This window comes from Pseudomonas reinekei, from assembly GCF_001945365.1.
Lineage (GTDB): Bacteria > Pseudomonadota > Gammaproteobacteria > Pseudomonadales > Pseudomonadaceae > Aquipseudomonas > Aquipseudomonas reinekei.
The window spans coordinates 329,483-344,881 of record NZ_MSTQ01000006.1; the positions used below are offsets into that span (position 1 = coordinate 329,483).

The window sequence follows — 15,399 nt, forward strand, 5'->3', positions numbered from 1 at the left end:
GGCGTTGCGCCGCTATGACATAGCGATCTCTCGCCTTGGCGTGAAAGAGGAGTAGAGGAGGATGGCAGACAGCAAGTACTCGACGGTCGATGCGAGGCTCAATAGTTTCGAACTACCGACCTTCAATATTGCGTCGGAACCCTTCGGGTTAATTGGTTTCAAGGATGCATTGACGCAGCTCGGCATGGCGTTGAACACGGTCAGCCTCGACATCCGTTTGTTGACGACAGGGCAGGGCAAGCTCGGTGAGGCATTGGCGTCGCTGACGGCAGTGTTGTCCTCTCCTCGTTCGCAACTCAAAGCATTTACGGGTGTGGCGGATGCTCGAAGTGAGTCGCTACCCAGACTCGACGCCGATATTGGCCCGCGCTCATCTTCCGATGCGCCCCGTTTGGTGATGCCAATCAAAGTGCAAAACCAGGCGTGCACCTGTGATTTGAAGTCGCTGATACACGGGCCGACAGAGCATCAAGTTGCATCGCCCTTGGCATTGCCTGCCAAGGATAAGAGCCTTGGCAAAACGCTGGAGACGACTCAAGCCGCTGAAGCTCCGAAGAGCCGCACACCAGTGTCTGCGGATGCTTTGGATGCGAGTCTCGATCGATTGCGCGAGGCGGTAACACCGGACTTTTCCAACGGGCTCAGCACACAGGTTGATAAGTTGAGCTCGTTTGCCGAAGAAAACCCCAAATTGGCCACCGGGCTTGCGGCTGTCGCGGTAGGGTTGTATTCCATCGCATCGAAGTTGGTGGAATCGGTGGTTGACGAAGCGTTCACCAATGTTGCTAAAAAAATCCTCAAGCGAGGAGCGCCGCGCCTGCCTTTTGGTTTGGGAAAGCTGTTGGGGGAAGAGGGTGGCGGTAGTGCTCAAGGTGAGATGCCTACCCAAGAGAAAAGCCGCAAAGGCGAAAATCCACAGCCCAGGGAGGGCGGCGCAGACAAGAAAAAAGAACAGAAGTCACGCGGCAAAAAGAAGAGACTGAGCCCTCTCACGCAACCGGACTATTCCAGGGACTCCAGGGGTTTCGAGAGCTCGAGTAACGTCAGGGAAACCAGGGGTTCCAAGGTTCTTGTCAACGCCACGAATCCGGTGATACGCAACGTCGACGTGCAACCCCGCTCGATGAGACCCGCAATGACCCAGGCCCAGAGCCTGATGACGCTGACTGGCTCCGCGCAGGCCATCCCTCTGCAAGGCAAAGTGGCAGCGGCGGGCTCCTTTCTAGCCAAGAGGGCGCAACCTTTGCGGTTACTCGATGCCGGTATTGGCATTGCTCAGGGCGTTGCGCAAGGTGACAGCAAAGCCGTTGTCTCATCGGCCGGACTGTTGGCCGGTTCCTATGCCGGGGCGACCGCGGGTGCGGCGCTCGGCACGCTGATTCTCCCGGGTGTAGGCACCGCCATCGGCGGTTTGCTGGGAGGTTTTGCCGGGTCTGAGCTCGGCTCGATGCTGGGCGAAAAACTCAGCGTCCTGGTCGACCGCCTTAAAGCTCCGGCACAGGTCAGCAAAGACCTGACGAGTACCCGCACGGACAATCAACCCATCACGTTCAACTCCACCATTCAGATCAACGGCCAGGATCTGGCCAGCGCCAAGGAGCTGGCGAATCTGGTGGTGCAGACGACGCTGGGACAATTGGGTCAACTCATGCCGGCCAACGCATTGGCCACACGACGTGACACGGCCCTGACAGATGGAGTGGCTTGATGAAGCAGCAGATGATCCTGGGTGATTTCATATTCGGCCTGTCCAGAAACTTCGCCTACAGCAACTTGCAGCGAAAATCGGACGGTGGCTGGGCAAACATCGACATCCTCACCAGTAAACCCAAGTCCAGCCAGACCGGCCAAGGCCTGCAAACCCTGGTCATCGGCGGCAAGTCGATGTATGCGCAGGCGATGGGGCGTCTGGATGAATTGCGTGCCTTGCAGGCCTTGCGGGTGCCGTTGCCGTTGGTTGATGGCGTTGGCCGTAACTGGGGGCTGTGGCGAATCAACGACCTGACTGAGAATCAGAGCCTGGTGATTGATGACGGCACAGCGATGGTCATCGACTGGACGGTCGAATTGGCGGAGTACACCAATGCGTAGAGTCAGAAGTATTGCCGGTGATTCGGTGAACCTGTTGCTGTTTCGAGAAACGGGGCGTAGCGATGATGCCGCCGAGGAGGCGCTCTGGCGCCTCAATCCGGCGTTGAGCGAGCAGGCCGCGGTACTCCCGGCCGGCGTGTGGGTGAGCCTGCCGGAAGTGGAACGTCATCCGATGGCCGTCGCGCCGGTTTCAGCCTGGGATTAAGGAGGCGATATGACACTTGGATTCACCCCGGCCGTGGAAATCTACGGGGCCAATGCGGCCCTGCTCAACGAACGATTACTCAGTTGGCAACACATCGATGCGGCGGGTATCGAGTCCGACCAACTGTCCCTGACCATTGATCTGGAAGGCTTGCCCGGGCTGCCGAGCCTGGATGGAAAAATCGGCTTGCTTGTCGGTTATCGTGAGTCGGGACTGGTCGACAAAGGCGAATTTGTCATCACCCGCCGCACACCGACCCTGTTTCCCCTGCGCCTGACGCTGGTGGCCACGGCCGCGCCCTTCAGCGCCAGGGACGAAACCGGCTTCAAGCAGCGGCGCTCTGCCAGTCATGGGCCAACCACCCTCGGCGCACTGTTCCGCCAACTGACCTCGCGACACGGGTTTTCTCCCAGGGTCGCGCCGGATCTGGCGCTGATCAAGATTGATCATGTCGACCAGTCCAATGAAACCGACATGGGCTTTCTGACGCGTCTGGCCCGGACTCACGACGCGGTGGCCAAACCGGTCAACGAGCTGTATGTGTTGGCGCGGCGCGGTCAGGCGAAATCGCTGTCGGGCAAGGTCTTGCCCAACGTGCGCCTGTCGGTGACCACCAACAACCGCCCGGACGATCACGGCTTCATCTCCGCGACCCTCGATGAAACCGCGCGGGCGAAATACCAGGGCTGCAAAATGAGTTGGTGGGACGCCGCCGCTGGCGAGGAACGCATCGTCGAAAGCGGCATCGCACCCTTCAAGACCATGCGCCGACGTTGCCAGAATGCTGAAGAGGCTCGGGCAGCCTGCGAAGGCGAAGTGCGCCGGATGATGCGTGAAATGCTCAAGGTCACCATCAGTTGTCCGGGCGACCCGGCACTGTGTGCAGAAGGGCTGGTGGTACTTGACGACAGTTGGCCTGACTTCATGCGCGGGCATTGGTCGATCGACAAGGTCACCGCCAGCGGCAGCCGTCAGAACAGCTATCGCTGCACCCTCGCAGCGACCTGTCTGGGTTCAACGCAATAACACGCGCAGACAATGCCGGCGGGCGCGCCATTCATCTATCACAGGAGCGAGCGATGCAGTGCACCGAACAACAGCTACTCAAGATCTATCCGAACGCCCGCACCCAAGCGGGCGTTTTCATTTCCGCCCTCAACAGCGCCATGGCCCGGCACAACATCAACACGCCCCTGCGCATTGCCGCCTTTCTGGCTCAGGTCGGCCATGAATCGGGCCAGTTACACTACGTTCGCGAACTGGGCTCTGATCAATACCTGAGCAAATACGATACCGGTGCGCTGGCGGCACGTCTGGGCAACTCGCCGGAGACGGATGGCGACGGCCAACGATATCGCGGACGAGGCCTGATCCAGATCACCGGTCGGCACAATTATCGCCAGTGCAGCCTCGGCTTGTTTGGTGATGAGCGTTTGCTGGCGTCGCCTGAACTGCTGGAGCAGCCGCAATGGGCCGCTGAATCCGCCGCGTGGTTCTGGGCGCGCAACGGTCTCAATGAACTGGCCGATCGCGACCAGTTCAACAGCATCACCCGGCGCATCAACGGTGGCCTGAACGGCTTGCAGGATCGCTTGCAGCTTTGGGCGCGGGCGAGGGCGGTGCTATGCCAGCCTTCGGTCTGATTCCGTTGCCTTACCGGGCCTTTGGCGCTGCCGTGTTGCTGGCCGTATTGGTGGGCAGCTCGGCAGCGATGGCGTGGCGAGTTCAGGATTGGCGATACGGCCGGCAACTGGCAGAGCAGGCCAGGCTGCATGGCGAAACGCTGAACCAGCTGACGCTGGCGGCGGCCACTCGGCAGCAAGCGGTTCATGAGCAGCGATTGCGGCTTGAGCAACAACTGGCCGCCAGCGAGAAAAATCATTACCAGGTGCTAACCGATGTTGAACGTGATCAAGCTCGTCTGCGTGATCGTCTTGCCACTGCTGATGTGCGGCTGTCAGTCCTCCTCGATGTCGCAGACACGCCGTCAATCGGATCAGTGCCTGCCGCCCCCGGCCCCGGCGGCGTGGGTCATGGTGCCGTACGCGCCCGACTTGACCCGACGCATGCTCAACGAATTATCGCCATCACCGACGCCGGCGACCGTGGACTGATCGCCTTGCAGGCCTGTCAGGCGTATGTCAGAGCACTCACCCGTTAACACTTTGATCAGTCCTGTAACTTGCAAGTGCGATGCGCTGGTGTACGGTTAGTCTCATTCCGCCCGATCTGGAGATGACCGTGAAATTAACCACTCAACTGGCCGCTGACCTTGGCAGGCAATTGCAGCTTCTCAATGCCCACGTGTCCACCGCCGAGTCTTGTACCGGTGGCGGGATTGCCGAGGCGATCACCCGGATTCCCGGCAGTTCGGCCTGGTTCGAGGCCGGTTATGTCACCTACTCCAATCTGCAGAAGAACCTGCAATTGAACGTTCCGGTCGAGTTGTTCACCACGGTGGGGGCGGTCAGCCGCGAGGTGGTCGAAGCGATGGCCAAGGGCGCTCAGTATAAAAGCCGGGCGTTTTTTTCCGTGGCGGTCAGTGGCGTGGCCGGGCCGGACGGCGGTTCGCCAAGCAAACCGGTGGGTACCGTTTGGCTGGCCTGGGGCGTTGGCGAACGGGTATTCAGCGAGGTGCAGCACTTCCCCGGTGACCGTGACGAAGTCCGCCGACAAACGGTGAGGGCCGCTCTAGAGGGGCTGCTGCGCTATACCGCGGCAGAAATCTCAAATCAGGGGTAGGCGATCCGTAATCGCTGTGGAATAATACTGGCTACTTATACAGGTGTTGGCCGTCAGGCCTTATTGATTACGTGAGGACTTTAATGGACGACAACAAGAAGAAAGCCTTGGCTGCGGCCCTGGGTCAGATCGAACGTCAATTCGGCAAGGGTGCCGTAATGCGTATGGGCGATCAGGACCGTCAGGCGATCCCGGCTATCTCCACTGGCTCTCTGGGGCTGGACATCGCTCTCGGCATCGGCGGTCTGCCAAAAGGCCGTATTGTTGAAATCTACGGTCCTGAATCTTCCGGTAAAACCACGTTGACCTTGTCCGTGATCGCCCAGGCTCAAAAAGCCGGCGCGACCTGCGCATTCGTCGACGCCGAACACGCCCTCGACCCGGAATACGCCGGCAAGCTGGGCGTCAACGTCGACGACCTGCTGGTTTCCCAGCCGGATACCGGCGAACAGGCCCTGGAAATCACCGACATGCTGGTGCGCTCCAACGCGGTTGACGTGATCATCGTCGACTCCGTGGCGGCTCTGGTACCGAAGGCTGAAATCGAAGGCGAAATGGGCGACATGCACGTGGGCCTGCAAGCCCGCCTGATGTCCCAGGCGCTGCGTAAAATCACCGGTAACATCAAGAACGCCAACTGCCTGGTGATCTTCATCAACCAGATCCGTATGAAAATCGGCGTAATGTTCGGTAGCCCGGAAACCACCACCGGTGGTAACGCGCTGAAGTTCTACGCGTCGGTTCGTCTGGACATCCGCCGTACCGGCGCGGTGAAAGAAGGTGATGAAGTCGTCGGTAGCGAAACCCGCGTCAAGGTTGTGAAGAACAAAGTGGCTTCGCCGTTCCGTCAGGCCGAGTTCCAGATTCTTTACGGCAAGGGCATCTACCTCAACGGTGAGATGATCGACCTCGGCGTTCTGCACGGTTTCGTCGAGAAGTCCGGTGCATGGTATGCCTACAACGGCACCAAGATCGGTCAGGGCAAGGCCAACTCGGCCAAGTACCTGGCGGATAACCCGGACATCGCCGCAACGCTCGAGAAGCAACTGCGCGACAAGCTGCTGTCCCCTTCGTCGGTAGCAGACGCCAAGGCTTCTGCAGTCAAAGAGACTGAAGACGACCTGGTTGACGCTGATATCTGATTGATCCGATGACTGCCGTACTCGATACACTCGTCGCGGTGCGGCGAACCGCAATGGACCTGCTCGCGAGACGCGAGCACGGTCGGGTTGAGCTGGCGCGTAAACTGCGCCAGCGCGGCGCCCTCCCTGAAATGATCGACACGGCGCTCGACCGATTGACGGAAGAGGGTTTGTTATCCGAATCCCGTTACCTCGAAAGTTTTGTTTCCTACCGTGCCCGTTCCGGTTATGGCCCTTTACGAATTCGTGAAGAGTTGAGCCAGCGTGGTCTGCAACGCAGCGATATCGAACAGGCCTTGCGCGAGAGCGGCATCGACTGGCAGGAGCAGTTGGCAGATACCTGGCGGCGTAAATTCTCCGGGCAATTGCCGATCGACGCCCGGGAACGTGCCAAGCAAGGCAGGTTCCTGGCGTATCGGGGATTTTCCATGGAGATGATCAACCGCTTGTTCAGCGGTCGAGGGATGGACGATTAATTGAAGCGGCCCGCTATTTCGATAGCGGGCCGTTTTTTTTGCGTTAAGTAACCTTGGATGGCGTGCGTGTGCGCTGTTGTGCCTGAGGCTGGGATTGCGCCCAGTTGTCCGGCAAGTTGATGTAGTCCACCAGCGCCCGCAATCGACCATGGTCACGTGCGTTGAAGGTGAAGGCCAGCCGCGCCAGGTGGCTGAACTGTGCTTCGTCGTGTTCTTCGCCACTGTACGCGTGCTGATGGAAGTGATCGCTCAGGCACAGGTCGGCGAAGGCTTCCTGCATGTGTTCGAGCGCGCGGTCGCTGAGTTTGTGGTTCATGCGAATCACGAACTGATGCTTGAGCCAGCGGCTGGAGTGGAAGTTGCTGTAGAACTGGTTGATGTGCTCCACGGCCTCCTCGGCGGTGTAGACCAGGTTCACCAGGTTCATGTCGGTAGGCAGGATGTAGCGATTCTCCACCAATTGCTGCTGAATGAATGCCAGCGCGCCTTGCCAGAACGTGCCACCCGGTGCATCGAGCAGTACCACGGGAACCAGCGGGCTTTTGCCGGTCTGGATCAGCGTCAACACTTCCAGCGCTTCATCCAGCGTGCCAAAACCGCCCGGGCACAGGACAAGCGCGTCGGCTTCCTTGACGAAGAACAGCTTGCGGGTGAAGAAAAAGTGGAAGGGCAGCAGATTGGTCGTGCCCTGGACGGTGGGGTTGGCATGCTGTTCGAAGGGCAGGGTGATGTTGAAGCCCAGGCTGTGATCCAGGCCGGCACCTTCGTGAGCCGCGGCCATGATGCCACCCCCAGCGCCGGTAATAACCATCATGTCCGAGCGTGCCAGCGCGGCACCGAGTTCGCGGGCGAGGCCATACAGCGGGTGTTCTATCGGGGTGCGGGCAGAGCCAAATACCGTGACTTTGCGCCGCCCCTTGAACTGTTCCAGCACCCGAAAGGCTTGCTCCAGCTCGCGCAGGGCTTGCAGGGTGATCTTGGCATTCCAGCGGTTGTGGTCATCCTGGGCCATGCGCAGCACCGTCAGGATCATGTCACGGTAGATCGGGATGTTCGGGCTGTTGGGGGAAACAAGGCTGAGTTGCTCTTCGACCTTGCTGATGAGGTCGTGGCCGCTTTCTTCAAAATGGCGGCTCAGGAGGTCATTCGGTTGGTAAGGCATTCAACTTCTCCTTCTGCACAGAGCCCACGGCTGCGACTACGCAATCGTCGGTGCCACGACACTTCATGTGTCGCTGTCTGCCCAAGCCCATGCCTGGGCGATCCACGGGGTCCGAAGAGTCATCGGACCATCCAAACAGGCTCTGTTTATCCCTTGGATGAAAGTAGCGTTCGCACGACACAATTCGTAGCGGGCGGCCCCTTCCTGCCCTGACAAGTGAGTGTGGATACTTAGAATCTAGACCCTCGCGGTGATTTGCGCTGCCTTGATCATTGCGCCGCAAAGTCTTTCATGGCAACCGCTTATTGACGATTTGCAAGGTGGTTTCACCGCTCGTCTGAACGCAAGCCGAACGTCCAGCACTCTGATTTACTAAGTTACAGGCGTGACACGACAACTTTGCGTCAACGGCAGGGCGCACGATACAAGCAGTTCAAGGATTTATCGCTCAACGCGAGTGAGGAGCAGGGAGGCGGGAAACCATGGCCAGAGTCATTCTGGAAATCGATACACAGCTGTATCGATTGCTGAAGTCAGCAGCCGAGACCAATCATTTGAGTCTCGAAGAGGAGTGCTGCCGGCGTCTTATGGGCGCGGAGCGGCGCTCACGTTATTTGCAGGCATTGCTGGCAGAATTGCGCGCCGAGGATGAACAACGGCGCGCCAAATCCCACTGATTACTTCTTCTTCGGCGCCGCTTTCGGGCAGTCCGATTCCTGATAGCTGGCAGAACCCACTGCGCGGTTGGTCTTCACCTCGGTGAAGTCGTAACGCATGACGGCGCCCTTGGCCATCAATTTACGGTAGGCCGGGTTGTTGCAAACCGAGGCGCCCAGCTGGAAGTACACGGCTTTGGGGTCGGCGCGCATCTGGTTGGCGTGGCTGCTTTGCACGCTCAAATGGTTGATCAGGACATTGCCTTCGACGGTGTAGCCCTGATCGAGAATGTCTTCATTGATCGCCCGTGGCGTACCAACGCTGCTTTGTGCGGCGACGTTGCGCAGCTCTCTGTTCAGATTCTGCTCGCTCAAGGATGCAGCCTGAGCGTTGAAGGACGAAGCCAGCAGAATGGCAGCGGTGGGAACGATAAGGCGCAGCATGAAACTCTCCTGGGGCAGTGATGGGTGGTTTGACCCGTCACGTGACTGTGCGTTCAGTGGCGGCGAATTATAGGGGAGGTGGCCTGGACGGTACAGGCTTGGCCCTGCCGGTCTGGTAAACTGCCGTACTTTTTGCCTTGCCGAGTGTTTTTCGTGTCGACCCCACTGTCCTGTCAGCGTTGCCTGCAATGAGCCATGCCCCCAACGCTGTAGCCCGCCTGCGCGATCAGCGCGAAGACGAAGGCATCAAGCCGATCCAGGCCCGTGGCTGGCGCGCCACCCGCTGCCGCGCCTGCCGCGTGATTGAGAGCCATTGCCTGTGCGCCTGGCGTCCGCAAGTCGAGGCCCGCTCCGGGGTGTGCCTGATCATGACCAGCAAGGAAGTGTTCAAACCGAGCAATACCGGTTGGCTGATCGCCGACGTGGTGCGTGATAACCACGCGTTCATCTGGTCGCGCACCGAAATCGACCCCCGCCTGCTGGCGCTGTTGTCCGACCCACAATGGCAGCCCTATCTGGTGTTTCCGGGGGAATATGTTGCGCCTGAGCGCGTGACCCACAGCGTGGCGGTGGATAGCGGCAAGCGGCCGCTGTTTATTCTGTTGGACGCGACCTGGACCGAAGCCCGGAAGATTTTCCGTAAAAGCCCTTACTTCGACTCGCTGCCGATCCTGAGTCTGCTGCCAGAAAAACTGTCCCGCTATCAATTGCGCCGCTCCACACGCAGCGAGCACCTGTGCACCGCGGAAGTCGCGGCACTGTGCCTCGATCTGGCGGGTGACGAGCAGGCGGCATCGGCGCTGGACGCTTATTTCGATGTGTTCAGCCAGCATTATCTCGATGCCAAGCGTCAGCTTGAAATGAACGTTGAAACACCGGCACATGCCGAGTTGTTACCGTTCGTGCAGAATGCCGCCGCGAGCATGCGTTGATTGTCGCCCATACTGCAAAAGACTGTAGTGGCCTTGTAGCTTGACCACCCCGGTTTCGCTGGGCATGCTTGGCGCCGTTCAGGGCGCGGCCGAAGTTTGATACGCCGTATTCGTTATTTGAATAGCGACGTGAATTGCCACGTATTGGCGTTGAGCGTGCCCCCAGGTGCAGCTTCTTGGCTGCATCTCGAGTTGTTAGAAGAACAGGATCATTTGAAAAATGGCCACATACGAAATCCTGATTGCCGATGACCACCCGCTTTTCCGCTCTGCCTTGCATCAAGCGTTGACCCTGGGCCTCGGTCCCGATGTGCGCCTGGTGGAAGTGGCAAGCATTGCCGAGCTGGAAACCCGCCTGACTGAAAAAGCCGATTGGGATCTGGTGCTACTGGACCTGAACATGCCCGGGGCGTATGGCTTTTCCGGCCTGGTGCTGTTGCGCGGACAGTACCCGCAGATTCCGGTGGTCATGGTCTCCGCTCAGGAAGAGGCTACGATCATGGTCAAGTCCCGTGAATTCGGCGCCAGTGGTTTTATTCCAAAATCCAGTGACCTGAGCGTGATCCAGAAAGCCGTGCGTGCGGTACTCGACGGCGATGTGTTCTGGCCACCGCAGGCGTTCGAGGCCGTCAGTGTTTCCGATGAGGCCAAGGCCGCCAGTGAAGGGCTTGCCAGCCTTACGCCGCAGCAGTTCCGTGTGTTGACGATGGTCTGCGAAGGATTGCTGAACAAGCAGATCGCTTATGAGCTGAGCGTTTCCGAAGCGACCATCAAGGCGCACGTTACGGCTATATTCCGTAAACTGAATGTGCGGACCCGGACTCAGGCGGCGTTGCTGCTGCAACAACTTGAGTCAATTTCGAGCCACTAAGGGTTGGCATCTTCACGCTTTTTTGACTTTGGTTCATCTAGCTTTCCCACTCCTTTTCGGTCAGTTGCCCACTCTATGTCACCTTTCAAAGGCCAGACCGGCCTTAAACGTATCCTCAATGCCTCCGGCTACTCGCTGGACGGCCTGCGCGCAGCTTTTACCGGCGAAGCCGCCTTTCGCCAGTTGGTTTTGCTCAATGTGATCCTGATCCCGCTGTCGTTCTTCCTGAACGTCAGCCGTGTCGAGCAGGCCTTGCTGATTGCCGTCTGTTTGCTGGCACTGATCGTCGAGTTGCTCAACTCGGCGGTAGAAGCGGCCATCGACCGTATTTCCCTTGAGTTGCACCCGCTGTCGAAAAACGCTAAGGACATGGGCAGCGCCGCACAGCTGGTGGCGTTGACCATGATTGCGCTGGTGTGGGCCGTGATCCTGCTTTAAGCGATGGTCGGCAACACGATCTCGTCGCTGCGCTGAACCCCGGCGGTGAAGGCGCGGCACAGATCGAGGAACTCGCGCATCGCCGATGTCTGGTACTTCTGTTTGTGCCAGATGAAGTAAAACTGCCGCGCCAGATCCAGATCCGGCGTTTCCACCGCCACCAGGCTGCCGCGGCGGAAGGCGTCCCGCAGTGCCAATCGCGATATGCACCCAATCCCCAGGCCGGACTCCACCGCGCGCTTGATCGCTTCGGTGTGCTCGAGCTCCAGGCGGATATTCAGCGCGCTGCGGTGATGACGCATGGCCTGGTCGAACGTCAGGCGCGTACCGGAACCTTGTTCACGCAAAATCCAGGCTTCGTGGCTTAATTCATCCATGGTGGCGGTGCCGCGCTTTGCCAAGGGATGCTGCGGCGCGCAAAACACCACGAGTTCATCTTCCACCCAGCTCTGCACTTCGATGTCCGGGTGGCTGCAATCGCCTTCAATCAGACCCAGATCAATTTCATAGTGCGCCACTTGTTGCACGATATTGGCAGTGTTTTGCACATGCAGCTTCACTTGGCTTTCCGGGTGGCGCTGCATGAAGCTGCCGATCAGCAGGGTGGCCAGGTAGTTGCCGATGGTCAGCGTCGCACCCACCGCCAGCGAGCCGAAACCGGACTTGCCGTTGAGCAGGTCTTCGATTTCCTTGGCCTGGTCAAGCAGCGCCACCGCCTGCGGCAACAACTGTTTGCCCAAGGCGTTGAGGCTCAGCCGTTTGCCGGCACGGTCGAACAATTGGCAGCTGCACTGGCGCTCCAGTTCGGTGATCGAGGTGCTTGCCGCCGATTGCGAGAGGTTGAGCAGTCCCGCAGCACGGGATACGCTTTCCTGCTGGGCGACGGCGACGAAGACTTGAAGTTGACGGAGAGTAAATCGCATATCGATATAACCGATAACCCTTATCTTAATAATCCAGTTAACAGATATTGTCGTCGCTATTAGAATGCGATGCAATTGCGCACCCCGGCTCTGCAAGAGCACGCGCAGACCCATCTCCAGGAGTCCCACGTACATGAGCAACATGAACCACGAGCGTGTCCTCAGTGTTCATCACTGGAACGACACTCTGTTCAGCTTCAAGTGCACCCGTGATCCGGGCCTGCGCTTCGAGAACGGTCAGTTCGTGATGATCGGCCTGCAACAGCCCAACGGCCGCCCGCTTATGCGCGCTTACTCGATCGCCAGCCCGAACTGGGAAGAGCATCTCGAGTTCTTCAGCATCAAGGTGCCTGATGGTCCGCTGACTTCCCAGTTGCAGCATTTGAAGGAAGGCGACGAGATAATCATCAGCAAGAAGCCTACCGGCACGTTGGTACTGGACGACTTGAAGCCTGGCAAACATTTGTACCTGCTCAGCACCGGCACCGGGCTGGCGCCGTTCATGAGCGTCATCCAGGACCCGGAAACCTACGAGCGTTTCGAAAAAGTGATCCTGTGCCACGGCGTACGTTACGTCAACGAAGTCGCTTACCGCGAATTCATCACCGAGCACCTGCCGCAGAACGAATTCTTCGGCGAGGCGCTGCGTGACAAGTTGATCTACTACCCGACCGTGACCCGCGAGCCGTTCGAGAACGAAGGCCGTCTGACCGATTTGATGCGCAGCGGCAAGCTGTTCAGCGACATCGGCCTGCCGCCGATCAATCCGCAGGACGACCGCGCCATGCTGTGCGGCAGCCCAAGCATGCTCGACGAGACCAGCGAAGTGTTGAACAGCTTCGGCCTGAAAGTTTCGCCGCGGATGCGCGAGCCGGGTGATTACCTGATCGAGCGTGCGTTCGTCGAGAAGTAAGTCTTAAAACTGCATCTGCTTTACCTGTGGGAGCGAGCTTGCTCGCGATAGCGGTGTGACAGTCAACATAATGTTGGCTGATACCCCTTCGCGAGCAGGCTCGCTCCCACTGTTGTTTCCGGGGTTCAGCTTTTTGCGGGAATGACTTCCAGCACCCGGATCAACTCCGGCGTCGGATAATGCCAGCGCACATCCACATCCCAGAACTGCGCACCGTACTCCCGCTCCGGTGCAGGCGTCTGGTAAGCCGGGCGTGGATCCTGCGCCAGGCATTGCTCGATCAGCTCGATCAAAGGCTCTGCGAGGCGCTGAGCATGGCCATGGGCCTGTTGCAGCGCAATATCCGTCCACTCCACGGCAATCAGCTGCGGCGCGGCGCTGGCGATGGTATTGGAGGCATCGTCAATGATGTCGGCGTAGGGCACGTAGGGTTTGATATCGAGGATGGGCGTGCCGTCCAGCAAGTCGATGCCGGATATCCACAGACGATTGGCTTCAACCTTGTCCAGCTTCACCACGGACTGACCAATGCCGTTGGGACGGTGGGTTGCGCGGGTCGCAAACACGCCCATGGATTTGTTGCCGCCGAGGCGGGGAGGGCGGACCTTCAGCCTTGGCTTATCTTCCAGAGCCTGATGGAACAGGAACAGCAGCCAGACATGGCTGACCTGTTCCAGGCCCTGCACGGCATCACCCTGATCGAACGGCGCCACCAGTTCCAGAACGCCACGTGCGGCCGGGGCCAGTTGCGGTTGGCGCGGGATGGCGAACTTCTCCTTGAAGCAGGAACGCACGAAGCCGATGGGAGAAACGCTGTAGGTCATGGTTTGAAATCGAGGCGCAAAAGAGGCGGGCATGATAACCCATGCGCATTCCGTGGCGAGGGAGCAAGCTCCTTCGCCACAAAAGCGGGTGTCAGAGGCTGAACCCACCATCCAGCGGAATGATATTCCCGGTCATATAGGCCCCAGCCGTACTCGCCAGACTGATCGCCAGCGCCGCCATCTCCTCCTCGCGGCCCCAACGCTTCATTGGAATCAGGTCCGTATCCTGCGCCAGCGCCTGTTCATCATTGCCGATGTGCTGAGTCATCTTGCTTGGAAAACGCCCCGGCGCGATCACGTTGACGTTGATGTGCTGGCTGACCAGCTCCCGGGCCAGGATCCGCGACAATTGATGCAGCGCCGCTTTACTGGGGCCGTAGGCGTAGGCCTGTTCGCCGAAGGAGGAAATGCCAGCCACCGAGCCGATGTTGATGATCCGCGCCGGATTCACTTCAGAACCGGCTTTGCGTAGCAATGGCAGGAACTGCTGGATGCAGTTGAACACCGAGGTCACGTTGAGTTGCATGACCTTTTCCCAGCCCTTGATCGGGTAGCTTTCCAGTGGCGCGCCCCAAGTCGTGCCGGCGTTGTTCACCAGAATGTCGAGATGGGTGATCTGTTCGCTCAGGCGCGTGGCCAGTTGCTGTACGCCTTCTTCGGTGGCCAGGTTGGCGGCCACTGCGTGGCAGCGTCCGAGGGCGCCGAGTTCATCAGCTGTTTGCTGGCAGGCCTCGACGTCGCGGGCGCAGATGTACACGGTCGCGCCGGCATCTACATAGGCCTTGGCGATCATTTTGCCGATACCACGGGTACCGCCGGTCACCAGGGCGGTGCGGCCTTGCAGGGAGAAGTAGGGGTGCATGGCGAATCCTGAGAGCTGAGAGTCATTACACCCTAGTCGTCAGCCGCTGGAAGCGGAGCCACTATTTTTGCGAGGAATGGGGATTCATACAGACAGCTTTGTAGAAGCCGGCTTGCTGGCGATGGCGATCTTCAAAACGCTATCGCCAGCAAGCCGGCTCTTACAGGTCAACGCGCATCAGGCTTACTGCGGGCGAACGCGCAGGGTCAGGCCCTTGAGGAAATTGCGCAGCAACTGGTCGCCGCACGGGCGGTAGTTGGTGTGGCCGAACTTGCGGAACAGCGCGCTCAGCTCAGGCTTGGACACCGGGAACTCGGCGGCCTTGAGGATCGCGTGCATGTCGTCTTCCTTCAGTTCGAAGGCCACGCGCAGTTTTTTCAGGATGATGTTATTGGTCACCGGCACTTCGATCGGCTGTGGCGGGCGGCTTTCGTCCTTGCCGCGCTTGAAGATCACCAGGCCGTCGAGGAAATGCGCCATGACTTCGTCCGGGCAGCGTACGAAGCCTTCCTCGTCTTCTTCTTTCTTGTCGAGATAGGTCAACAGGTCTGGCAGGGTGACGTCCATGCCGCCGAGCTTGATGATCTCGATGACTTTCTTGTCGCTGATGTCGAGCATGTAGCGCACGCTGCGCAGTACGTCATTGTGAATCATGGTGTGCAGTCCTGATATTCAGCAGTGGGTGCCGCATGAAACAGCGGCACCGAAATGTGTGGCG

The 15,399-nt window shown here is 59.1% G+C and carries 20 protein-coding genes; 14 read left to right on the forward strand and 6 right to left on the reverse strand.

The annotated features are described in order from the left end of the window. Positions 1 to 61: 61 nt before the first annotated feature. The 9 genes from BVK86_RS12820 to recX all read left to right on the forward strand — a co-directional run bounded on the left by BVK86_RS12820 (position 62) and on the right by recX (position 6,656). A complete protein-coding gene (locus BVK86_RS12820) occupies positions 62 to 1,708 on the forward strand; it encodes a glycine zipper domain-containing protein (RefSeq protein WP_075946778.1) in 1,647 nt (548 codons plus the stop codon). Next, positions 1,708 to 2,091: a phage tail protein gene (locus BVK86_RS12825; RefSeq protein WP_075946779.1), complete on the forward strand. Its 384-nt coding sequence runs from the start codon at positions 1,708 to 1,710 to the stop codon at positions 2,089 to 2,091. Before BVK86_RS12820 ends, BVK86_RS12825 begins: the two co-directional genes overlap by 1 nt. Then, positions 2,084 to 2,296 carry a tail protein X gene (locus BVK86_RS12830; protein ID WP_075946780.1) on the forward strand — a complete coding sequence of 71 codons (213 nt, stop codon included), beginning with the start codon at positions 2,084 to 2,086 and terminating at the stop codon, positions 2,294 to 2,296. The genes BVK86_RS12825 and BVK86_RS12830 overlap by 8 nt, the downstream gene beginning before the upstream one ends. A 9-nt stretch (positions 2,297 to 2,305) precedes the next feature. Next, positions 2,306 to 3,322: a contractile injection system protein, VgrG/Pvc8 family gene (locus tag BVK86_RS12835; RefSeq protein WP_075946781.1), complete on the forward strand. Its 1,017-nt coding sequence runs from the start codon at positions 2,306 to 2,308 to the stop codon at positions 3,320 to 3,322. Positions 3,323 to 3,375: 53 nt separating this feature from the next. Then, positions 3,376 to 3,939, forward strand: a complete 564-nt coding sequence (locus tag BVK86_RS12840) for a glycoside hydrolase family 19 protein (protein ID WP_075946782.1) — start codon at positions 3,376 to 3,378, stop codon at positions 3,937 to 3,939. Beyond that, the gene (locus tag BVK86_RS12845; RefSeq protein ID WP_075946783.1) at positions 3,921 to 4,457 is read left to right on the forward strand and encodes a lysis system spanin subunit; all 537 of its coding nucleotides are present in this window, start codon (positions 3,921 to 3,923) and stop codon (positions 4,455 to 4,457) included. The genes BVK86_RS12840 and BVK86_RS12845 overlap by 19 nt, the downstream gene beginning before the upstream one ends. An 80-nt stretch (positions 4,458 to 4,537) precedes the next feature. Then, on the forward strand, positions 4,538 to 5,038 hold the full coding sequence (locus BVK86_RS12850; RefSeq protein ID WP_075946857.1) for a CinA family protein: 501 nt from the start codon (positions 4,538 to 4,540) through the stop codon (positions 5,036 to 5,038). Between the two features lie 83 nt (positions 5,039 to 5,121). Beyond that, positions 5,122 to 6,180 carry a recombinase RecA gene (gene recA, locus BVK86_RS12855; protein WP_075946784.1) on the forward strand — a complete coding sequence of 353 codons (1,059 nt, stop codon included), beginning with the start codon at positions 5,122 to 5,124 and terminating at the stop codon, positions 6,178 to 6,180. A gap of 8 nt (positions 6,181 to 6,188) precedes the next feature. Next, positions 6,189 to 6,656 (forward strand): recombination regulator RecX, encoded by a 468-nt coding sequence (gene recX / locus BVK86_RS12860; protein ID WP_075946785.1) that lies wholly within the window; start codon positions 6,189 to 6,191, stop codon positions 6,654 to 6,656. Positions 6,657 to 6,699: 43 nt separating this feature from the next. Here the strand turns inward: recX and BVK86_RS12865 are convergent, their stop codons facing one another. Next, complete coding sequence (locus tag BVK86_RS12865; RefSeq protein ID WP_075946786.1) at positions 6,700 to 7,818, reverse strand: LOG family protein; 1,119 nt, start codon at positions 7,816 to 7,818, stop codon at positions 6,700 to 6,702. A 482-nt stretch (positions 7,819 to 8,300) separates the two neighbouring features. Between BVK86_RS12865 and BVK86_RS12870 the strand changes: the two genes are divergently transcribed. Continuing rightward, a complete protein-coding gene (locus tag BVK86_RS12870; protein ID WP_075946787.1) occupies positions 8,301 to 8,495 on the forward strand; it encodes a hypothetical protein in 195 nt (64 codons plus the stop codon). On the opposite strand, the gene BVK86_RS12875 is transcribed toward BVK86_RS12870, so the two are convergent. After that, positions 8,496 to 8,918 (reverse strand): PA3611 family quorum-sensing-regulated virulence factor, encoded by a 423-nt coding sequence (locus BVK86_RS12875; RefSeq protein WP_075946788.1) that lies wholly within the window; start codon positions 8,916 to 8,918, stop codon positions 8,496 to 8,498. Positions 8,919 to 9,106: 188 nt separating this feature from the next. Here BVK86_RS12875 and BVK86_RS12880 point away from each other — a divergent pair, with 188 nt between their 5' ends. From BVK86_RS12880 to BVK86_RS12890, 3 genes are all read left to right on the forward strand, one after another. Next, on the forward strand, positions 9,107 to 9,850 hold the full coding sequence (locus tag BVK86_RS12880; RefSeq protein ID WP_075946789.1) for a tRNA-uridine aminocarboxypropyltransferase: 744 nt from the start codon (positions 9,107 to 9,109) through the stop codon (positions 9,848 to 9,850). 220 nt (positions 9,851 to 10,070) lie between these two features. After that, complete coding sequence (gene erdR, locus BVK86_RS12885) at positions 10,071 to 10,721, forward strand: response regulator transcription factor ErdR (protein WP_034149864.1); 651 nt, start codon at positions 10,071 to 10,073, stop codon at positions 10,719 to 10,721. A gap of 75 nt (positions 10,722 to 10,796) precedes the next feature. Then, positions 10,797 to 11,159 carry a diacylglycerol kinase gene (locus BVK86_RS12890; protein WP_008060649.1) on the forward strand — a complete coding sequence of 121 codons (363 nt, stop codon included), beginning with the start codon at positions 10,797 to 10,799 and terminating at the stop codon, positions 11,157 to 11,159. Here the strand turns inward: BVK86_RS12890 and BVK86_RS12895 are convergent. Next, positions 11,156 to 12,082 (reverse strand): LysR family transcriptional regulator, encoded by a 927-nt coding sequence (locus tag BVK86_RS12895; RefSeq protein WP_075946790.1) that lies wholly within the window; start codon positions 12,080 to 12,082, stop codon positions 11,156 to 11,158. The two genes, BVK86_RS12890 and BVK86_RS12895, sit on opposite strands and share 4 nt — an antisense overlap. Positions 12,083 to 12,215: 133 nt before the next feature. Between BVK86_RS12895 and fpr the strand changes: the two genes are divergently transcribed. Next, complete coding sequence (fpr, locus tag BVK86_RS12900) at positions 12,216 to 12,995, forward strand: ferredoxin-NADP reductase (RefSeq protein ID WP_003443014.1); 780 nt, start codon at positions 12,216 to 12,218, stop codon at positions 12,993 to 12,995. A 125-nt stretch (positions 12,996 to 13,120) separates the two neighbouring features. Here the strand turns inward: fpr and tsaA are convergent, their stop codons facing one another. The 3 genes from tsaA to BVK86_RS12915 form a co-directional block, all read right to left on the reverse strand. Then, positions 13,121 to 13,819, reverse strand: a complete 699-nt coding sequence (gene tsaA, locus BVK86_RS12905; RefSeq protein WP_075946791.1) for a tRNA (N6-threonylcarbamoyladenosine(37)-N6)-methyltransferase TrmO — start codon at positions 13,817 to 13,819, stop codon at positions 13,121 to 13,123. A 91-nt stretch (positions 13,820 to 13,910) separates the two neighbouring features. Beyond that, positions 13,911 to 14,681, reverse strand: a complete 771-nt coding sequence (locus BVK86_RS12910) for an SDR family oxidoreductase (protein ID WP_075946792.1) — start codon at positions 14,679 to 14,681, stop codon at positions 13,911 to 13,913. A 183-nt stretch (positions 14,682 to 14,864) separates the two neighbouring features. Next, the gene (locus BVK86_RS12915) at positions 14,865 to 15,335 is read right to left on the reverse strand and encodes a YehS family protein (RefSeq protein WP_046816549.1); all 471 of its coding nucleotides are present in this window, start codon (positions 15,333 to 15,335) and stop codon (positions 14,865 to 14,867) included. Positions 15,336 to 15,399: the final 64 nt, after the last annotated feature.